This window comes from Streptomyces sp. MnatMP-M17, from assembly GCF_900091995.1.
GTDB lineage: Bacteria > Actinomycetota > Actinomycetes > Streptomycetales > Streptomycetaceae > Streptomyces.
Window position 1 is genome coordinate 1 of record NZ_FMDK01000191.1, and the last position, 13,502, is coordinate 13,502.

Consider the following 13,502-nt stretch of genomic DNA (forward strand, 5'->3'; position numbering starts at 1 on the left):
GAGCACGGTCGACCGTCGACAGTGGCACAAAGCGCCCGGAGGCGAACCGAGCCCTGAAAACAAAGGCGACCCGGATCGTCAGGCTGAAATGCCGTCGATCCGAGCCATGGCGTCCTCCGCGCCATACGGTTGCAAGTACGGCAACCAGCGCGGATCCCTGTGCCCCGTTCCGATGATCCGCCAGGCCAGGCCCGACGGCGGGGCGGGTTGTTGGTGGAGTCTCCAGCCCAGCTCCCGCAGATGACGGTCGGCCTTGACATGGTTGCACCGGCGGCACGCCGCCACCACGTTGTCCCACACGTGCTGTCCGCCACGGCTGCGCGGAATGACGTGGTCGACGCTGGTTGCGACACCACCGCAGTACATACAGCGACCGCCGTCGCGGGCGAAGAGCGCACGGCGCGTCAGTGGAACGGGCCCCCGGTAAGGGACCCGTACGAAACGCTTCAGCCGTACGACGCTGGGTGCTGGGATGACTCGGGTCTCACTGTGCATGAAGGCGCCGGATTCCTCGAGGCAGAGGGCCTTGTTCTCCAGGACGAGGACGAGCGCGCGGCGGAGCGGTACGACGCCGAGCGGCTCGTACGACGCGTTGAGGACCAGGACATGCGGCACGGATGCCTCCTATTACGCCGGCGGCGCGTGGCTCGCGCCGGGACGATCTGCTCTCAGTCTCTCCTCATGCCTGGTCGAAACGCCACCACGTCCCGGTAACGGGCTGGGAGTGTTTTCGACCACACCGGCCTCTTCCCCCGTATTCACGGGCCCATGACGACCGCCCGGGACGCGCGTGAGCCATGTCTCTCCCCCGGTCGCGGCACCGGACGGGCCGCACTGCCCCGTTAGTGTGGTGGGACCGCCCGTGCACACCTGGAGGTTTCTGTCGTGTCCTGGTCCGCCCTGCCGGCCGCCGGCCCCTCGTCGTCCGATCCCGTGACCCTCGACGAAGCAGCCGCCCGGGCGACGGACGCGGCGGGCTGGGTGGAGCAGAACTGGGCGACATGGCTGAGCATCGGGCTGCGGATCGTACTGATCCTGATCATCGCGCTGGTGCTGCGGCATGTGATCCGGCGGGCCCTGACCAAGCTGATAGAGCGGATGAACCGCAGCGTCCAGTCGGTCGAGGGCACCGCGCTGGGCGGGCTGCTGGTCAACGCCGAGCGGCGCCGGCAGCGATCGGAGGCGATCGGTTCGGTGCTGCGCTCGGTGACCTCGTTCCTGATCCTGGGCACGGCTGCGCTGATGATGCTCGGCGCGCTGAACATCAATCTCGCTCCGCTGCTGGCCTCCGCCGGTGTCGCGGGCGTCGCGCTGGGCTTCGGCGCGCGCAATCTCGTGACCGATTTCCTCTCCGGCGTCTTCATGATCCTGGAGGACCAGTACGGCGTCGGGGACACCATCGACGCGGGTGTGGCCTCCGGCGAGGTGATCGAGGTCGGTCTGCGCGTGACGAAGCTGCGCGGCGACAACGGCGAGATCTGGTACGTACGCAACGGCGAGGTCAAGCGGATCGGCAATCTGAGCCAGGGCTGGGCCACCGCCGGCGTCGATGTGATGGTGCGGCCGTCGGAGGACCTGGACCGGGTCCGTACAGTCATCGCCGAGGTCACCGCGCGGATGGCCAAGGACGATCCGTGGAACGAGCGGCTGTGGGGCCCGGTGGAGATCCTCGGGCTGGACTCGGTACTGCTGGACTCGATGACCGTACGGCTCTCGGCGAAGACGATGCCGGGCAAGTCGCTGAGCGTGGAGCGCGAGCTGCGCTGGCGGATCAAGCTGGCCTTCGACGAGGCGGGCATCCGGATCGTCGGCGGTCTGCCGCCGGCCGTCGAGGAGGCGCCCGCGCCGGATCCGACGGCCGGTGTGTCCGCGCCCTCGGCCCTGGCCAGTCCCACATCGCCGCAGTCGCTCCAGGCGGCTCCGCTCAGCCCGCCGCCGAATCTGGCCAAGTAACGCGATCCGGCACCCGCACCTCCGCAGGTAACGCTTTGGTTGCCTCGGGGGTGTGTCACGCCGGAGAGTATTGACGCCTTCCTGACGTCCGGCTTACTTTCCTCGCACCCCAATAGGAAACTTTCCTAACAGTGTGGGAGAGCAAGCAGCGAAAGGCAGGTGTCGCGTCCATGACCGATATGGCCGGACCGCCCACTCCGTCACCGGGGACACCGCGTGTGCTGCGGGCCATGAACGACCGGGCCGCACTCGATCTGCTACTGGCCCACGGGCCGCTCTCCCGTACGAGGATAGGCAAGCTGACCGGTCTGTCGAAGCCGACCGCGTCACAGCTGCTGGCCCGGCTCGAAGCCGCCGGACTGGTCGTCGCCACCGGGACCACCGAGGGACGGCCGGGACCCAACGCGCAGCTCTACGCCGTCAACGCGCGCGCCGCGTTCGCCGCGGGACTCGATGTGAGTCCGCAGCGGATACGCGCGGCCGTCGCCGACATCACCGGGACCACCGTCGGCGAGTTCGAACTGCCGACGCCCGGTCGCCGCGCCGTCAGTGTCGTACGCCAGGTGACGGACGCCCTGGAGGGAGCCGTCAAGGCCGCCGGGCTCACGCGCGGCGACATCCACCGGACGGTGATCGGCACACCGGGCGCCTTCGATCCGTCGACCGGCCGGCTGCGGTACGCGTCCCATCTGCCCGGCTGGCACTCCACCACGCTCCTGGACGAGCTGGCCGCCGTGCTGCCCATGCCCGTCGAGTACGAGAACGACGTGAACCTCGCGGCGGTCGCCGAGCAGCGGCTCGGCGCGGCACGCGGCCACGAGGACTTCGTCCTGCTGTGGAACGAGGACGGCCTCGGCGCCGCTCTCGTCATCGGCGGACGGCTGCACCGCGGCTTCACCGGCGGCGCCGGCGAGGTCGGCTTCCTGCCGGTCCCGGGCACTCCGCTGGTGCGCCAGGTGGTCCGGGCGAACAGCGGCGGCTTCCAGGAGCTGGCGGGCGCCCAGTCCGTACCGCGGCTCGCCAAGTCCCTGGGCATCGACACACCGGAACAGCCGTACGCCGAGGTCGCGGCCGGTCTGCTGGCCCGCGCCGCGGCCGGGCACGAGCGGGACGAGCGGCTGGCCGGGCTGCTGCGGCTGTTCGCCCAGCGGCTCGCCACCGGTCTCGCGTCGGTGACCGCCGTACTCGATCCCGAACTGATCGTCCTCGCGGGCGGGCTGACCACGGCCGGCGGTGAGCCGCTGCGCGCACTGGTCCAGGCGGAGCTGGCCGAGCTCGCCGCCTCCCGCCCACGGCTCCTCATCGGCGAGGTGCACCGCCATCCCGTACTGCGGGGCGCGCTGGAGAGCGCCCTCTCGGCCACGCGCGACGAGGTCTTCGACACCTCCCGCTAGGCCCGCTCCGTCCGCTCCGCCCGCTCCAGCGATCCCGTCCCGGCAGTCCCGCACCGGCAGTCCCGTACCGAGTCCTCTCAGAAGCCCGACCATCCCCCGGGAGTACCGCCATGCTCAGAAACCGCCGTCTCACCGCCTCCGCCGTGGCGGTGGCCGCGATATCCGTCGTCGCCACCGCCTGTACCGGCCAGTCGGGCTCCGCCGCCTCCGACGATCCGAACGCCGAAACGACCATCACGTTCTGGCACGGCTGGAGCGCGCCGGCCGAGGTCAAGGCGATCCAGGACAACATCGACCGGTTCGAGACCGCCCATCCGAACATCAAGGTGAATGTCGTCGGCAATATCAACGACGACAAGCTCAACCAGGCGCTGCGCGCAGGCGGTTCCAAAGGTCCCGACGTGGTGTCCTCCTTCACCACCTCGAACGTCGGCAAGTTCTGCTCGTCGGGCGCCTTCGCCGATCTGACGCCGTTCATCGAGAAGTCGAAGCTCGATCTGGCGAAGACCTTCCCGAACGTGCTGCTGGAGTACACCCAGTTCGAGGGCAAGCGCTGCGCGCTGCCGCTGCTCAGCGACGCGTACGGGCTGTACTACAACAAGGACGCCTTCAAGGAGGCCGGTATCGCCGCGCCGCCGAAGACCATGTCGGAGCTGGCCGAGGACGCCAAGAAGCTGACCAAGCCCAAGGGCGACAGCTATGAGCGGGTCGGTCTGATGCCGACCTACCACGGCTACGAGACGGTCGTCGACCACTACATGTCGAGCTGGAACCACACGTACTTCGACCAGAACGGCAAGTCGAACATCGCCAAGGACCCGGCCTTCGCCAAGATGTTCACCTTCCAGAAGAAGCTGGTGGACGATCTCGGCGGCTACGAGAAGCTGGAGAAGTTCCGCAGCACCTTCGGCGATGAGTGGGGCGCCAAGCATCCCTTCCACACCGGCCAGGTCGCGATGCAGCTCGACGGCGAGTGGCGGCTCGGTATGGCCGAGGACGCCAAGGTCCCGTTCGAGATCGGTGTCGCGCCGATGCCGGTGGCGGACGACGAGGCGGACAGCTACGGCAAGGGCTTCCTCTCCGGCACGATCATGGGCATCGCTCCGCAGAGCAAGAAGCAGAACGCCGCGTGGGAGCTGGTGAAGTACATGACCACCGACACCAAGGCGGTCGTGGAGTTCGCCAACGGCATCCGCAATGTGCCGTCGACGCTGGACGCGCTCAAGTCCCCGGATCTGAAGTTCGATCCGCGCTTCAAGACCTTCCTCGACATCGCGCAGCATCCGCAGTCGAACACACCGCCGGCCGCCGTCAACGGCGCGACGTACCAGCAGACGCTCCAGGACTTCGGGTACCAGTACGAACAGGGCAAGGTGAAGGATCTCCAGGCCGGTCTGGAGCAGACCGCCGCGCAGATCGACCGTGACATCGAGCAGGCCGGCTAGCGGGCCGGGACGCCAGCCATGTCCACGCCCACGCTCCGTTCGAAGCGCCGCAGGTCGGCGCTGCGTACGGCGGCGTTCATGTCGCCCTGGTTGATCGGCTTCACCGTCTTCTTCGCGTATCCGCTGATCTCGACCGTGTACTTCTCGTTCATGAAGTACGACGGTTTCAACACGCCCGTCTGGAACGGTCTCGGGAACTGGTCGTATGTCTTCGGCGACTACCCGATGTTCTGGCCGTCCCTGCGTAACACGCTCTGGCTCGTGGTGATCATGGTGGCCTGCCGGGTGGTCTTCGGGCTGGGCATCGGCATGCTGATCACCAAGATCAAGACGGGTACGGGAGTCTTCCGCACCCTCTTCTATCTGCCGTATCTGGCGCCACCGGTCGCCGCGACGCTCGCCTTCGTCTTTCTGCTCAATCCCGGGACAGGACCGGTCAACACGATCCTCGGCGATCTGGGCCTGCCGACGCCCGGCTGGTTCAACGACCCGGCCTGGTCCAAGCCGGCCCTGACACTGCTGGCCGTCTGGGGCATCGGCGATCTGATGGTGATCTTCATGGCCGCGCTGCTCGACGTACCGAAGGAGCAGTACGAGGCGGCGGAGCTGGACGGCGCGTCGGCCTGGCAGCGGTTCCGGTTCGTGACGCTGCCGAACATCTCGCCGATCGTGATGTTCGCGGTGGTCACCGGAGTGATCTCGGCGATGCAGTACTACGCGCAGCCGCTGGTCGCGGGCAAGGTCGCCTCCGGCATCATCGGCGGCTCGGGCCAGCAGTTCGAGCCCGGCTACCCGGACAAGTCCACGCTGACACTGCCTCAGCTCGTCTACAACCTGGGCTTCCAGCGCTTCGACTACGGCGCCGCCTGTGTGGTCGCGCTGGTCCTGTTCGTCCTGGCCATGGCCTTCACCGCGCTGCTGATGCGGCGGCGCGGCGGTCTGATCGGAGCGGGTGACTGAGATGACCTCTGTACCTGTACCTGTACCCGACAACCGTCCCGGCACCGCGTCGCAGTCCGCCCGGGACAAAACACCCGCCGCCCGTACCGCGCGCCGCAGGGCGCTGCTGCACTGGATCGGCGTCCACTCCCTGGGTGTCGCGGCGGCGCTGTTCTTCGTGCTGCCGTTCGTCTTCCTCTTTCTGACCTCGGTGATGAGCGACCAGCAGGCGCTCACCCGCGATCTCACGCCCAACACCTGGGAATGGGGCAACTACACCAAGGTGTTCGACACTCCGGGCTTTCTGACCTGGTGGAAGAACACCCTGCTGTACGCGGGACTCGGCACGGTGCTCTCCGTGCTCTCCTCGGTCCCGGTGGCGTACGCACTCGCCAAGTTCCGGTTCCGCGGCAGACAGCTCTCGCTCATGCTCGTCATCTCGATGATGATGCTGCCGCCGCAGGTGATCATCATTCCGATGTATCTGTTCTGGGCGAAACAACTCGATCTGTCGGGCACACTCTGGCCGCTGATCATCCCGATGGCGTTCGGAGACGCGTTCTCCATCTTCCTGCTGCGCCAGTTCCTGCTGACGATCCCCAACGAGTATCTGGACGCCGCGAAGGTCGACGGCTGCGGTGAGTTCCGTACCCTGATCAGGGTGGTACTCCCGATGGCCAGGCCGGGGATCGCGGCCGTCGCGCTCTTCCAGTTCTTCTACGCCTGGAACGACTACTTCGGACCGCAGATCTACGCCTCGGAGAACCCGGCCGCCTGGACGCTCAGTTACGGCCTCGAATCCTTCAAGGGCGCGCACCACACCGACTGGAATCTGACCATGGCCGCGACCGTACTGGTCATGGCCCCTGTGATCCTCGTGTTCTTCTTCGCCCAGAAGGCGTTCGTCGAGGGAGTCACACTGACCGGAGTGAAGGGCTGAGAAAAGTGAAGCTCGCAGTGGTAGGCGGAGGATCCACCTACACACCCGAACTCATCGACGGATTCGCCCGGTTGAGGGACACCCTGCCGATCGCGGAACTGGTGCTGGTCGATCCGGCGGCCGACCGGCTCGACCTGGTCGGCGGACTCGCGCGGCGGATCTTCGCCAAGCAGGGCCACCCGGGCCGTATCACCACCACCTCGGACGTGGACGCGGGCGTCGCCGACGCCGACGCGGTGCTGCTCCAGCTGCGCGTCGGCGGACAGGCCGCGCGGAACCAGGACGAGACCTGGCCGCTGGAGTGCGGCTGTGTGGGCCAGGAGACGACGGGCGCGGGCGGTCTCGCCAAGGCGCTGCGTACGGTCCCCGTGGTCCTGGACATCGCGGAGCGCGTCCGCCGCGCCAATCCCGACGCGTGGATCATCGACTTCACCAATCCGGTGGGAATCGTGACGCGCGCGCTGCTCCAGGCCGGCCACCGGGCCGTGGGGCTGTGCAATGTGGCGATCGGCTTCCAGCGCAGATTCGCGAAACTGCTGGATGTCGCGCCCTCCGAGGTGTACTTGGAGCATGTCGGGCTCAACCATCTGACCTGGGAGCACGGAGTGCGCCTCGGCGGGCCCGACGGCGCCGACATGCTGCCGAAGCTGCTGGCCGGGCACGGCGACGCGCTCGCGGCCGATCTGCGGCTGCCGCGCGCGGTGCTCGACCGTCTCGGTGTGGTGCCCTCGTACTATCTGCGCTACTTCTACGCGCACGACGAGGTCGTACGGGAGCTGCGGACGAAGCCGTCGCGGGCCGCCGAGGTGGCCGAGATGGAGAAGCAACTGCTGGCGATGTACGGCGATCCCGCCCTGGACGAGAAGCCGGAGCTGCTGTCCAAGCGCGGCGGCGCCTTCTACTCGGAGGCCGCGGTGGATCTGGCGGCCTCGCTGCTGCGCGGCGGCGGCAGCCCGGTCCAGGTGGTGAACACGTACAACAACGGCACGCTGCCGTTCCTGGCGGACGACGCGGTGATCGAGGTCCAGGCGCGGGTGGACACGTCGGGCGCGGTGCCACTCGCGGTGCCCGCGCTGGATCCGCTGTACGCCGGGCTGATCGCCAATGTCACGGCGTACGAGGGCCTGGCGCTGGAGGCCGCGCTGCACGGCGGCCGGGACCGGGTCTTCAAGGCGCTGCTGTCCCATCCGCTGATCGGCCAGTTCGAGTACGCCGAGGCGCTCACCGACAAGCTGATCGCGCACAACCGGGAGCATCTCGCGTGGGTGTGAGCGGTGCGGGGAGAACGGCCGGTGCGGCGACGGGACGCGCGACCGGTACGGCGACGGAGAGCGCGGCCGGTGCGGCGGCGGGGCGCGCGAGCGTCCTGGCCGTCGACGCCGGCAACAGCAAGACCGATGTGGCCGTGATCGGCGCCGACGGTTCGGTGCTGGGCACGGCCCGCGGTGGCGGCTTCCAGCCGCCGGTCGTCGGGATCGAGGCGGCGATCGACACCCTGGCGGTGGCGGTCGCCGAGGCCGCCTCGGCCGCCGGACTGCCGGAGCAGGGCTTCGCCGAGCATGTGTCCGCCTGTCTGGCCAACGCGGATCTGCCGGTCGAGGAGCGGGAGTTGGCCGAGGCGGTACAGGCGCGCGGCTGGGGCCGTACGACCGATGTGCGCAACGACACCTTCGCGATCCTGCGGGCCGGTCTGCCGAGCGGCGAGGCGCCACGAGGCGTGGCCGTCGTCTGCGGCGCGGGCATCAACTGTGTGGGGATGCTGCCGGACGGCAGGACGGCGAGATTTCCCGCGATCGGGCGGATCTCCGGTGACTGGGGCGGCGGTTCGGGACTCGCCGAGGAGGCGCTCTGGTTCGCGGCGCGCGCCGAGGACGGCCGCGGCGGGCCCACGGAGCTGGTACGGACGCTGCCCGGCCACTTCGGTCTGCGCTCGATGTACGAGCTGATCGAAGCGCTGCATCGAGGACGGCTGCCGTTCGAGCGCCGCCATGAGCTGACGCCGGTGCTCTTCGCGACGGGCGCGGCGGGCGATCCGGTGGCCAGGTCGATCGTGGACCGGCTGGCCGAGGAGGTCGTCGCGATGGCGACGGTTGCGCTCGGAAAGCTCGACCTGCTGGACGAGGAGGTGCCGGTGCTGCTGGGCGGCAGTGTGCTGGCGGCCCGTCATCCGCAGCTCGACCGGCGGATAGTGGAGCTGCTGGCGGCCAAGGCGCCGAAGGCCGTCATCGAGGTCGTGACGGCGCCGCCGGTGCTGGGCGCGGCGCTGCTCGGTCTGGACCATGTACGGGCCGACGCGGAGGCCCACGCCCGGCTGGGCGCGCACTACGCGCGCCAGGAGGATCCTCGGCCGCGGTAGGTCCTGGGCCGTAAGTCCCGGGCGCAGGTCCGGACGAGTAAGTCCTGTGTCCCGGGCGGCCCGTGCCCGGCCGGCTTGTGCCCGTTCGGGTGGGAACACCCGCTGAACGGGAACCGATCACGGGTCTGCGGCGTATTCAAGGTGGGGAGAGCGGACAGGGCCAGGACGGGACAGGACAGGGCTGGGACAGGGGCATGGTGCCGGGGCCGGAAGGCCGCGGCGGGATCGTTGGATTCGGCAGGTGCGTGAGCGGAACGGGCGATACGTGCAAGATCCAGTCAAGCCTGGTGTGGTTGTCGGTCCCTGCGTCCATACTGGCGGCCGGGAGTTGTCCCCCGACCCGCCGGGGACGGGCCGTCGTCGTCAGATGACCGAGGGGGAGGTCACGTGACATATCCACCGAATGTGCGCACCGCGCCACCATCGGCTCCGACGTACGCGCCCATGGCGCCGCCGGCCGGACCGCCACCGTCGGCACCGCCCGTACGGCACGGCGCGTGGGCCGAGACCACGGAGCGGCTGCGCACCGCGGCGACGACGGAGCCGGGCCGGCTGAGGATCATCGGCGCCGCGCTGGCGCTGCTGGTCGTGGCGTTCGGAGCGGTTACCGCGTGGGAGGCGGCCGACCGGTTCTCCGCCGCCGACGATGTGGTGAGCCGCAGTCAGCCGCTCAGCGCGGACGCGGCGGACATCTACCGCTCGCTGGCCGACGCCGACACGGCCGCGGCCGGCGGCTTCCTGGCGGGCGCCGAGGAGCCGCGCAAGGTGCAGCAGCGGTATCGGGACGACATCGGGACGGCGTCCAGGCTGCTGATCAAGGCGGCCACCCATACGGACAGCACCAGTGAGTCGGGCCGCCAGATAGCCACGCTCAACGAAGGCCTGCCGCGCTACACCGGTCTGATCGAGCGGGCCCGCGCCAACAACCGCATGGGACTTCCGCTCGGCGGCGCCTATCTGCGGTATGCCAACCAGCAGATGACCAACGAGCTGCTGCCCGCGGCCGAGAAGCTGTACGCGGCGGAGACGGACCGGCTCGCCCGGGACAACGACGACGCGCGGCTGTGGCCCTTCGTCTCGCTGGTGATGGGAGTGCTGGCGTTCGGCGGTCTGTTCTGGGCCCAGCGGCGCAACTATCTGCGGACGAACCGGGTGTTCAACCAGGGCCTGCTCGCCGCGACCGCCGCGTCCACCGTGCTGCTGCTCTGGCTCGCCGTCGGCCAGACCGTCGCACGGGCCGAGCTGAACAACGCGCAGGAGCACGGCCAGGCGTCGCTGAAGGTCCTCAACGAGGCCCGGATCAACTCCCTCAAGGCCCGTGCGAACGAGAATCTCACCCTGGTCGCCCGGGGCGCCGTCCTGACTCCGGACGGCAAGAACGACAAGTACGAGACGGACTACAACACGGGCATGGACAGGCTCAGCACCGCGCTCGACGAGGCCAGGAAGCTCGCCGACGACAGCGCGGGCGGCAGACCGGTGGACGAGGCGATCTCCTCGGTCACCCAGTGGCGCGAGCGCCACGCGTCCGCCAGCGCCACCGACAAGGCCGGTGACTACGAGGGCGCGCTCACCAAGGTCATCGGCGACGGGCCATCCACCGGCCAGTCGTTCGATCAGGTGGACTCGGCGCTGAAGCGGGCACTCGCCCAGGAGCAGGTGGAGTTCACCCGGTCCGCGTCGGACGGACGGGACGCGCTGACCGGATTGGCGATCGGCGCGGGCGCGCTGGCCCTGGTGGCCGCGGTGGGCGCGATCCTGGGCATCGGCCGCAGGCTTTCGGAGTACCGGTGAGAGGGGGAGAGATGGATCCGACGGATTCCATGGACGGGCTCCGCCCGCCCCGTAGGCTCCGGCCGCCCGGCCGGCTCCGCGGCTGGGGCGGTGTCTCGGCCATGGCCGGTGCCTGTGTGCTGACGGCCTCGCTCACTCTGCTCCCGCTGTCCCACACGGTCGACGAGGGCTCGCGGAAGTCCGCCCAGCGGATCGCCACGGCCGTGCCCGCCCAGGCCGAGGAGTGCGAGACGCCGGAAGCCAGCCTGGAGCCCTCCGGCGCCGACGGTCCCACCATCCAGAAGATCAAGGCCCGCGAGAACAGAAAGCTGATCGTCGGCGTCGACCAGAACAGCTACCGCTGGGGTTACCGCGATCCGGCGACCGGCAAGCTCGAAGGCTTCGACATCGATCTCGCCCGCGCCATCGCCAAGGACATACTCGGCGATCCGGACGACATCATCTTCCGTGCGATACCGACCAATCAGCGGATCGGGGCACTGGAGAACGGCACGGTGGATCTGGTCGTCAGGACGATGACGATCAACTGCGACCGGATACAGCAGGTCGCGTTCTCCACCGCCTACTTCCAGGCCGGGCAGCAGGTGCTCGCGCCCAGGAACTCGCCGGTGACGGGATACAACGCCTCGCTCGCCGGGAAGCGGGTCTGCACGGCGGAGGGCTCGACGGCCTACGAGGAGCTGAAGAAGAAGTCGTACGGCGCGGTGTTCAAGGACGAGCACGACGAACAGGCCTCCGACGAGGACCGGTTGACGGTGCCCAATCAGCTCGACTGTCTGGTCAGGCTCCAGCTGGGCGAGGTCGACGCGGTGGTGACGGACAACGCGCTCGCGGCCGGCCAGGCGGCCCAGGACCCGGCGGTCAAGCTGCGCGGCAAGCCGTTCACCACCGAGTACTACGGCGTCGCGGCGAAACTGGGCAATGACGATCTGATACGCCGGGTGAACAAGGTGCTGGTGGGGTATCGCGCCGGTGGGGCGAACAGCCCTTGGATGACGTCGTACAAGAAGTGGCTGGAGGCCGGTCTGCCCGGAATCACCGCGCCGCCGACCGCCAGGTACAAGAACGGCTAGCGCGCGTACGGGAACGGCCTCGTCGGCCCGCCGGCCGACGCGAGAGCGGAGAGGTGATCGATGGGCGGCACGGGCTCCTTTCCCGACTCGACGGGGAGGCCACCGGGACCGGTGATGGACCGGGACGAGGTGGACCGTGCGCTGGCGCGCCTCGAAGCGGAGCACGAGGCGATCGAGACCTCGCTGCTCGCCCTCCAGGACCACGCGGGTCGCAGACTGCTCGAAGGCGCCGAGCTGACCGGGATCACCAAGGACCGCTGGGCCACCGCGGAACAGTCGATCACTCTGCTGTGGAGCTACTTCGACAGCTACGCCGCGGCACTGGCCGGCGCCCGTGAGACGCGTGCCAGAAGGCGCTGGCTCAGCCGCGACGATCTGGTGGAGCTGACGGAGACGCTGCGCGGGCGCGGCGTCACCGTGGCGGGCACGCCCGGGCACCAGTTCGCCGCCCTCACCGGGCCCGCCAAACTCTCCGAGCACTTCACGCTCGCGGAGCTGGTCACCCGGATGAATGAGCTGTACGCGAGCTCGCTCGACATGGTCGTGGCCGCCGACGCGGTGTGGTCGGCGCTGCCGGCCCGGATCGATCTGCTCTCGGCGGAGCTCCAGCGCACCCGCTCGCTGGCGCACTCCGTCGGCGTACGGCCCGGCGAGCATCCGGCCGGGGACGATCTGGAGGCGATCACCCATGAGCTGAGCACGCTGCGCGCCCAGGTGGTCTCCGATCCGCTGGCCTTCTGGCGGCCCGCGCCCGGCAGTTCGGCGCCGGGCGGCGGCCGTCCCGACACCGAGCGGTACGACAGGGCCGCCCGCGCGCTGGAGGACGTACGGCGCGAGATCGAGGCGGTCCTCGCGGTGCGCCAGGACTCGGAGGAGCGGCTGAAGCGGCTGCGTGATGTGCTCTCGCGCGCGGACCGTACGCTCACGGAGGCCAGATCGGCCCGCGGCGAGGTGCTGGCGAAGATCGCGGCGTCCGAGGTGCCGGCCGTCAGCGGACCGCCGACCGCCCTCCAGGAGCGGCTGTCGACCGCCGCCGAGTACCGCAGACACGCCCAGTGGCACCGGCTCTCGCCGCTGCTGGAATCGCTGGAGCGCGAGGCCGAGGACGAACTGCTGCGGGCCCGTGAGTCCTTGACGGCGGTCACGGCGCCGCTGGCGGTCCGCGCGGAGCTGCGCGGCCGTCTCGACGCGTACAAGGCGAAGGTCGCCCGGCACGGAATGGCCGAGGATCCGGTGCTGATGGAGCGGTACGACGCGGCGCGCCGGATGCTGTGGAGCGCGCCCTGCGATCTGCGCGTCGCCGAGCAGGCGGTGCTGCGCTATCAGCGGGCCGCGGCGGACGTCCTGGTGCCGCGAGGCCCAGGGAGCACCGCGTGAACACAGGAACAGAAGAGGAACGGGGGGACCGATGAGCGGGACGAACGCGTGCCAGCGCCCAGGCTGCGAGGGCTCGTACGAGGACATGGGCGGCGGCGAGCTGTACTGCGACACCTGTGGTCTGGCTCCCGTCGTCTCGACCGACGGATCGCTCTCCTCGCCGCCCACGGGCATCACGGGAGGCGGGAACGGCGGCAGGGAGAGCGGCAGCCGGTCAGGGGGCGGCGGGTT

The 13,502-nt window shown here is 69.5% G+C and carries 13 protein-coding genes; 11 read left to right on the forward strand and 2 right to left on the reverse strand.

Annotated features, from left to right (window positions below; genetic code table 11):
- Positions 1–78: 78 nt before the first annotated feature.
- Positions 79–615: an HNH endonuclease gene (locus tag GA0115259_RS09295; protein ID WP_046504717.1), complete on the reverse strand. Its 537-nt coding sequence runs from the start codon at positions 613–615 to the stop codon at positions 79–81.
- A gap of 270 nt (positions 616–885) precedes the next feature.
- On the opposite strand from GA0115259_RS09295, the gene GA0115259_RS09300 reads away from it, so the two are divergent.
- The 3 genes from GA0115259_RS09300 (at position 886) to GA0115259_RS09310 (ending at position 4,792) form a co-directional block, all read left to right on the forward strand.
- Positions 886–1,953 carry a mechanosensitive ion channel family protein gene (locus GA0115259_RS09300; protein WP_176732487.1) on the forward strand — a complete coding sequence of 356 codons (1,068 nt, stop codon included), beginning with the start codon at positions 886–888 and terminating at the stop codon, positions 1,951–1,953.
- A 179-nt stretch (positions 1,954–2,132) separates the two neighbouring features.
- The gene (locus GA0115259_RS09305; protein ID WP_237539874.1) at positions 2,133–3,347 is read left to right on the forward strand and encodes an ROK family transcriptional regulator; all 1,215 of its coding nucleotides are present in this window, start codon (positions 2,133–2,135) and stop codon (positions 3,345–3,347) included.
- 110 nt (positions 3,348–3,457) lie between these two features.
- Positions 3,458–4,792 (forward strand): ABC transporter substrate-binding protein, encoded by a 1,335-nt coding sequence (locus GA0115259_RS09310; RefSeq protein ID WP_093593610.1) that lies wholly within the window; start codon positions 3,458–3,460, stop codon positions 4,790–4,792.
- Here GA0115259_RS09310 and GA0115259_RS41650 read toward each other — a convergent pair.
- On the reverse strand, positions 4,789–4,944 hold the full coding sequence (locus GA0115259_RS41650; protein ID WP_256097955.1) for a hypothetical protein: 156 nt from the start codon (positions 4,942–4,944) through the stop codon (positions 4,789–4,791). The genes GA0115259_RS09310 and GA0115259_RS41650 overlap by 4 nt on opposite strands.
- Here GA0115259_RS41650 and GA0115259_RS09315 point away from each other — a divergent pair.
- The 8 genes from GA0115259_RS09315 to GA0115259_RS09350 form a co-directional block, all read left to right on the forward strand.
- Positions 4,871–5,752 carry a carbohydrate ABC transporter permease gene (locus GA0115259_RS09315; protein WP_256097954.1) on the forward strand — a complete coding sequence of 294 codons (882 nt, stop codon included), beginning with the start codon at positions 4,871–4,873 and terminating at the stop codon, positions 5,750–5,752. The two genes, GA0115259_RS41650 and GA0115259_RS09315, sit on opposite strands and share 74 nt — an antisense overlap.
- Before the next feature lies 1 nt (position 5,753).
- Positions 5,754–6,671, forward strand: coding sequence for a carbohydrate ABC transporter permease (locus GA0115259_RS09320; protein ID WP_202449825.1), 918 nt, complete (start codon positions 5,754–5,756; stop codon positions 6,669–6,671).
- A gap of 5 nt (positions 6,672–6,676) precedes the next feature.
- Positions 6,677–7,942, forward strand: a complete 1,266-nt coding sequence (locus GA0115259_RS09325; RefSeq protein ID WP_093593616.1) for a 6-phospho-beta-glucosidase — start codon at positions 6,677–6,679, stop codon at positions 7,940–7,942.
- Positions 7,943–8,037: 95 nt separating this feature from the next.
- On the forward strand, positions 8,038–9,027 hold the full coding sequence (locus GA0115259_RS09330) for an N-acetylglucosamine kinase (RefSeq protein WP_093593628.1): 990 nt from the start codon (positions 8,038–8,040) through the stop codon (positions 9,025–9,027).
- 387 nt (positions 9,028–9,414) lie between these two features.
- Complete coding sequence (locus GA0115259_RS09335) at positions 9,415–10,821, forward strand: hypothetical protein (protein ID WP_370747555.1); 1,407 nt, start codon at positions 9,415–9,417, stop codon at positions 10,819–10,821.
- Positions 10,822–10,832: 11 nt separating this feature from the next.
- Positions 10,833–11,894: a glutamate ABC transporter substrate-binding protein gene (locus tag GA0115259_RS09340; protein WP_237539873.1), complete on the forward strand. Its 1,062-nt coding sequence runs from the start codon at positions 10,833–10,835 to the stop codon at positions 11,892–11,894.
- A 60-nt stretch (positions 11,895–11,954) separates the two neighbouring features.
- Positions 11,955–13,271: a coiled-coil domain-containing protein gene (locus tag GA0115259_RS09345; RefSeq protein WP_176732488.1), complete on the forward strand. Its 1,317-nt coding sequence runs from the start codon at positions 11,955–11,957 to the stop codon at positions 13,269–13,271.
- Positions 13,272–13,302: 31 nt separating this feature from the next.
- On the forward strand, positions 13,303–13,502 hold a 200-nt coding region (locus GA0115259_RS09350), incomplete at its 3' end, for a hypothetical protein (protein ID WP_141716502.1).

Bases quoted from the DNA above. Each gene is read 5' to 3' on its own strand.
- GA0115259_RS09310 (WP_093593610.1), top strand. From the start codon at position 3,458: ATGCTCAGAAACCGCCGTCTCACCGCCTCCGCCGTGGCGGTGGCCGCG.
- GA0115259_RS09315 (WP_256097954.1), top strand. From the start codon at position 4,871: ATGTCGCCCTGGTTGATCGGCTTCACCGTCTTCTTCGCGTATCCGCTG.
- GA0115259_RS09305 (WP_237539874.1), top strand. From the start codon at position 2,133: ATGGCCGGACCGCCCACTCCGTCACCGGGGACACCGCGTGTGCTGCGG.
- GA0115259_RS09340 (WP_237539873.1), top strand. From the start codon at position 10,833: ATGGATCCGACGGATTCCATGGACGGGCTCCGCCCGCCCCGTAGGCTC.
- GA0115259_RS09345 (WP_176732488.1), top strand. From the start codon at position 11,955: ATGGGCGGCACGGGCTCCTTTCCCGACTCGACGGGGAGGCCACCGGGA.
- GA0115259_RS41650 (WP_256097955.1), bottom strand. From the start codon at position 4,944: ATGAACGAGAAGTACACGGTCGAGATCAGCGGATACGCGAAGAAGACG.
- GA0115259_RS09320 (WP_202449825.1), top strand. From the start codon at position 5,754: ATGACCTCTGTACCTGTACCTGTACCCGACAACCGTCCCGGCACCGCG.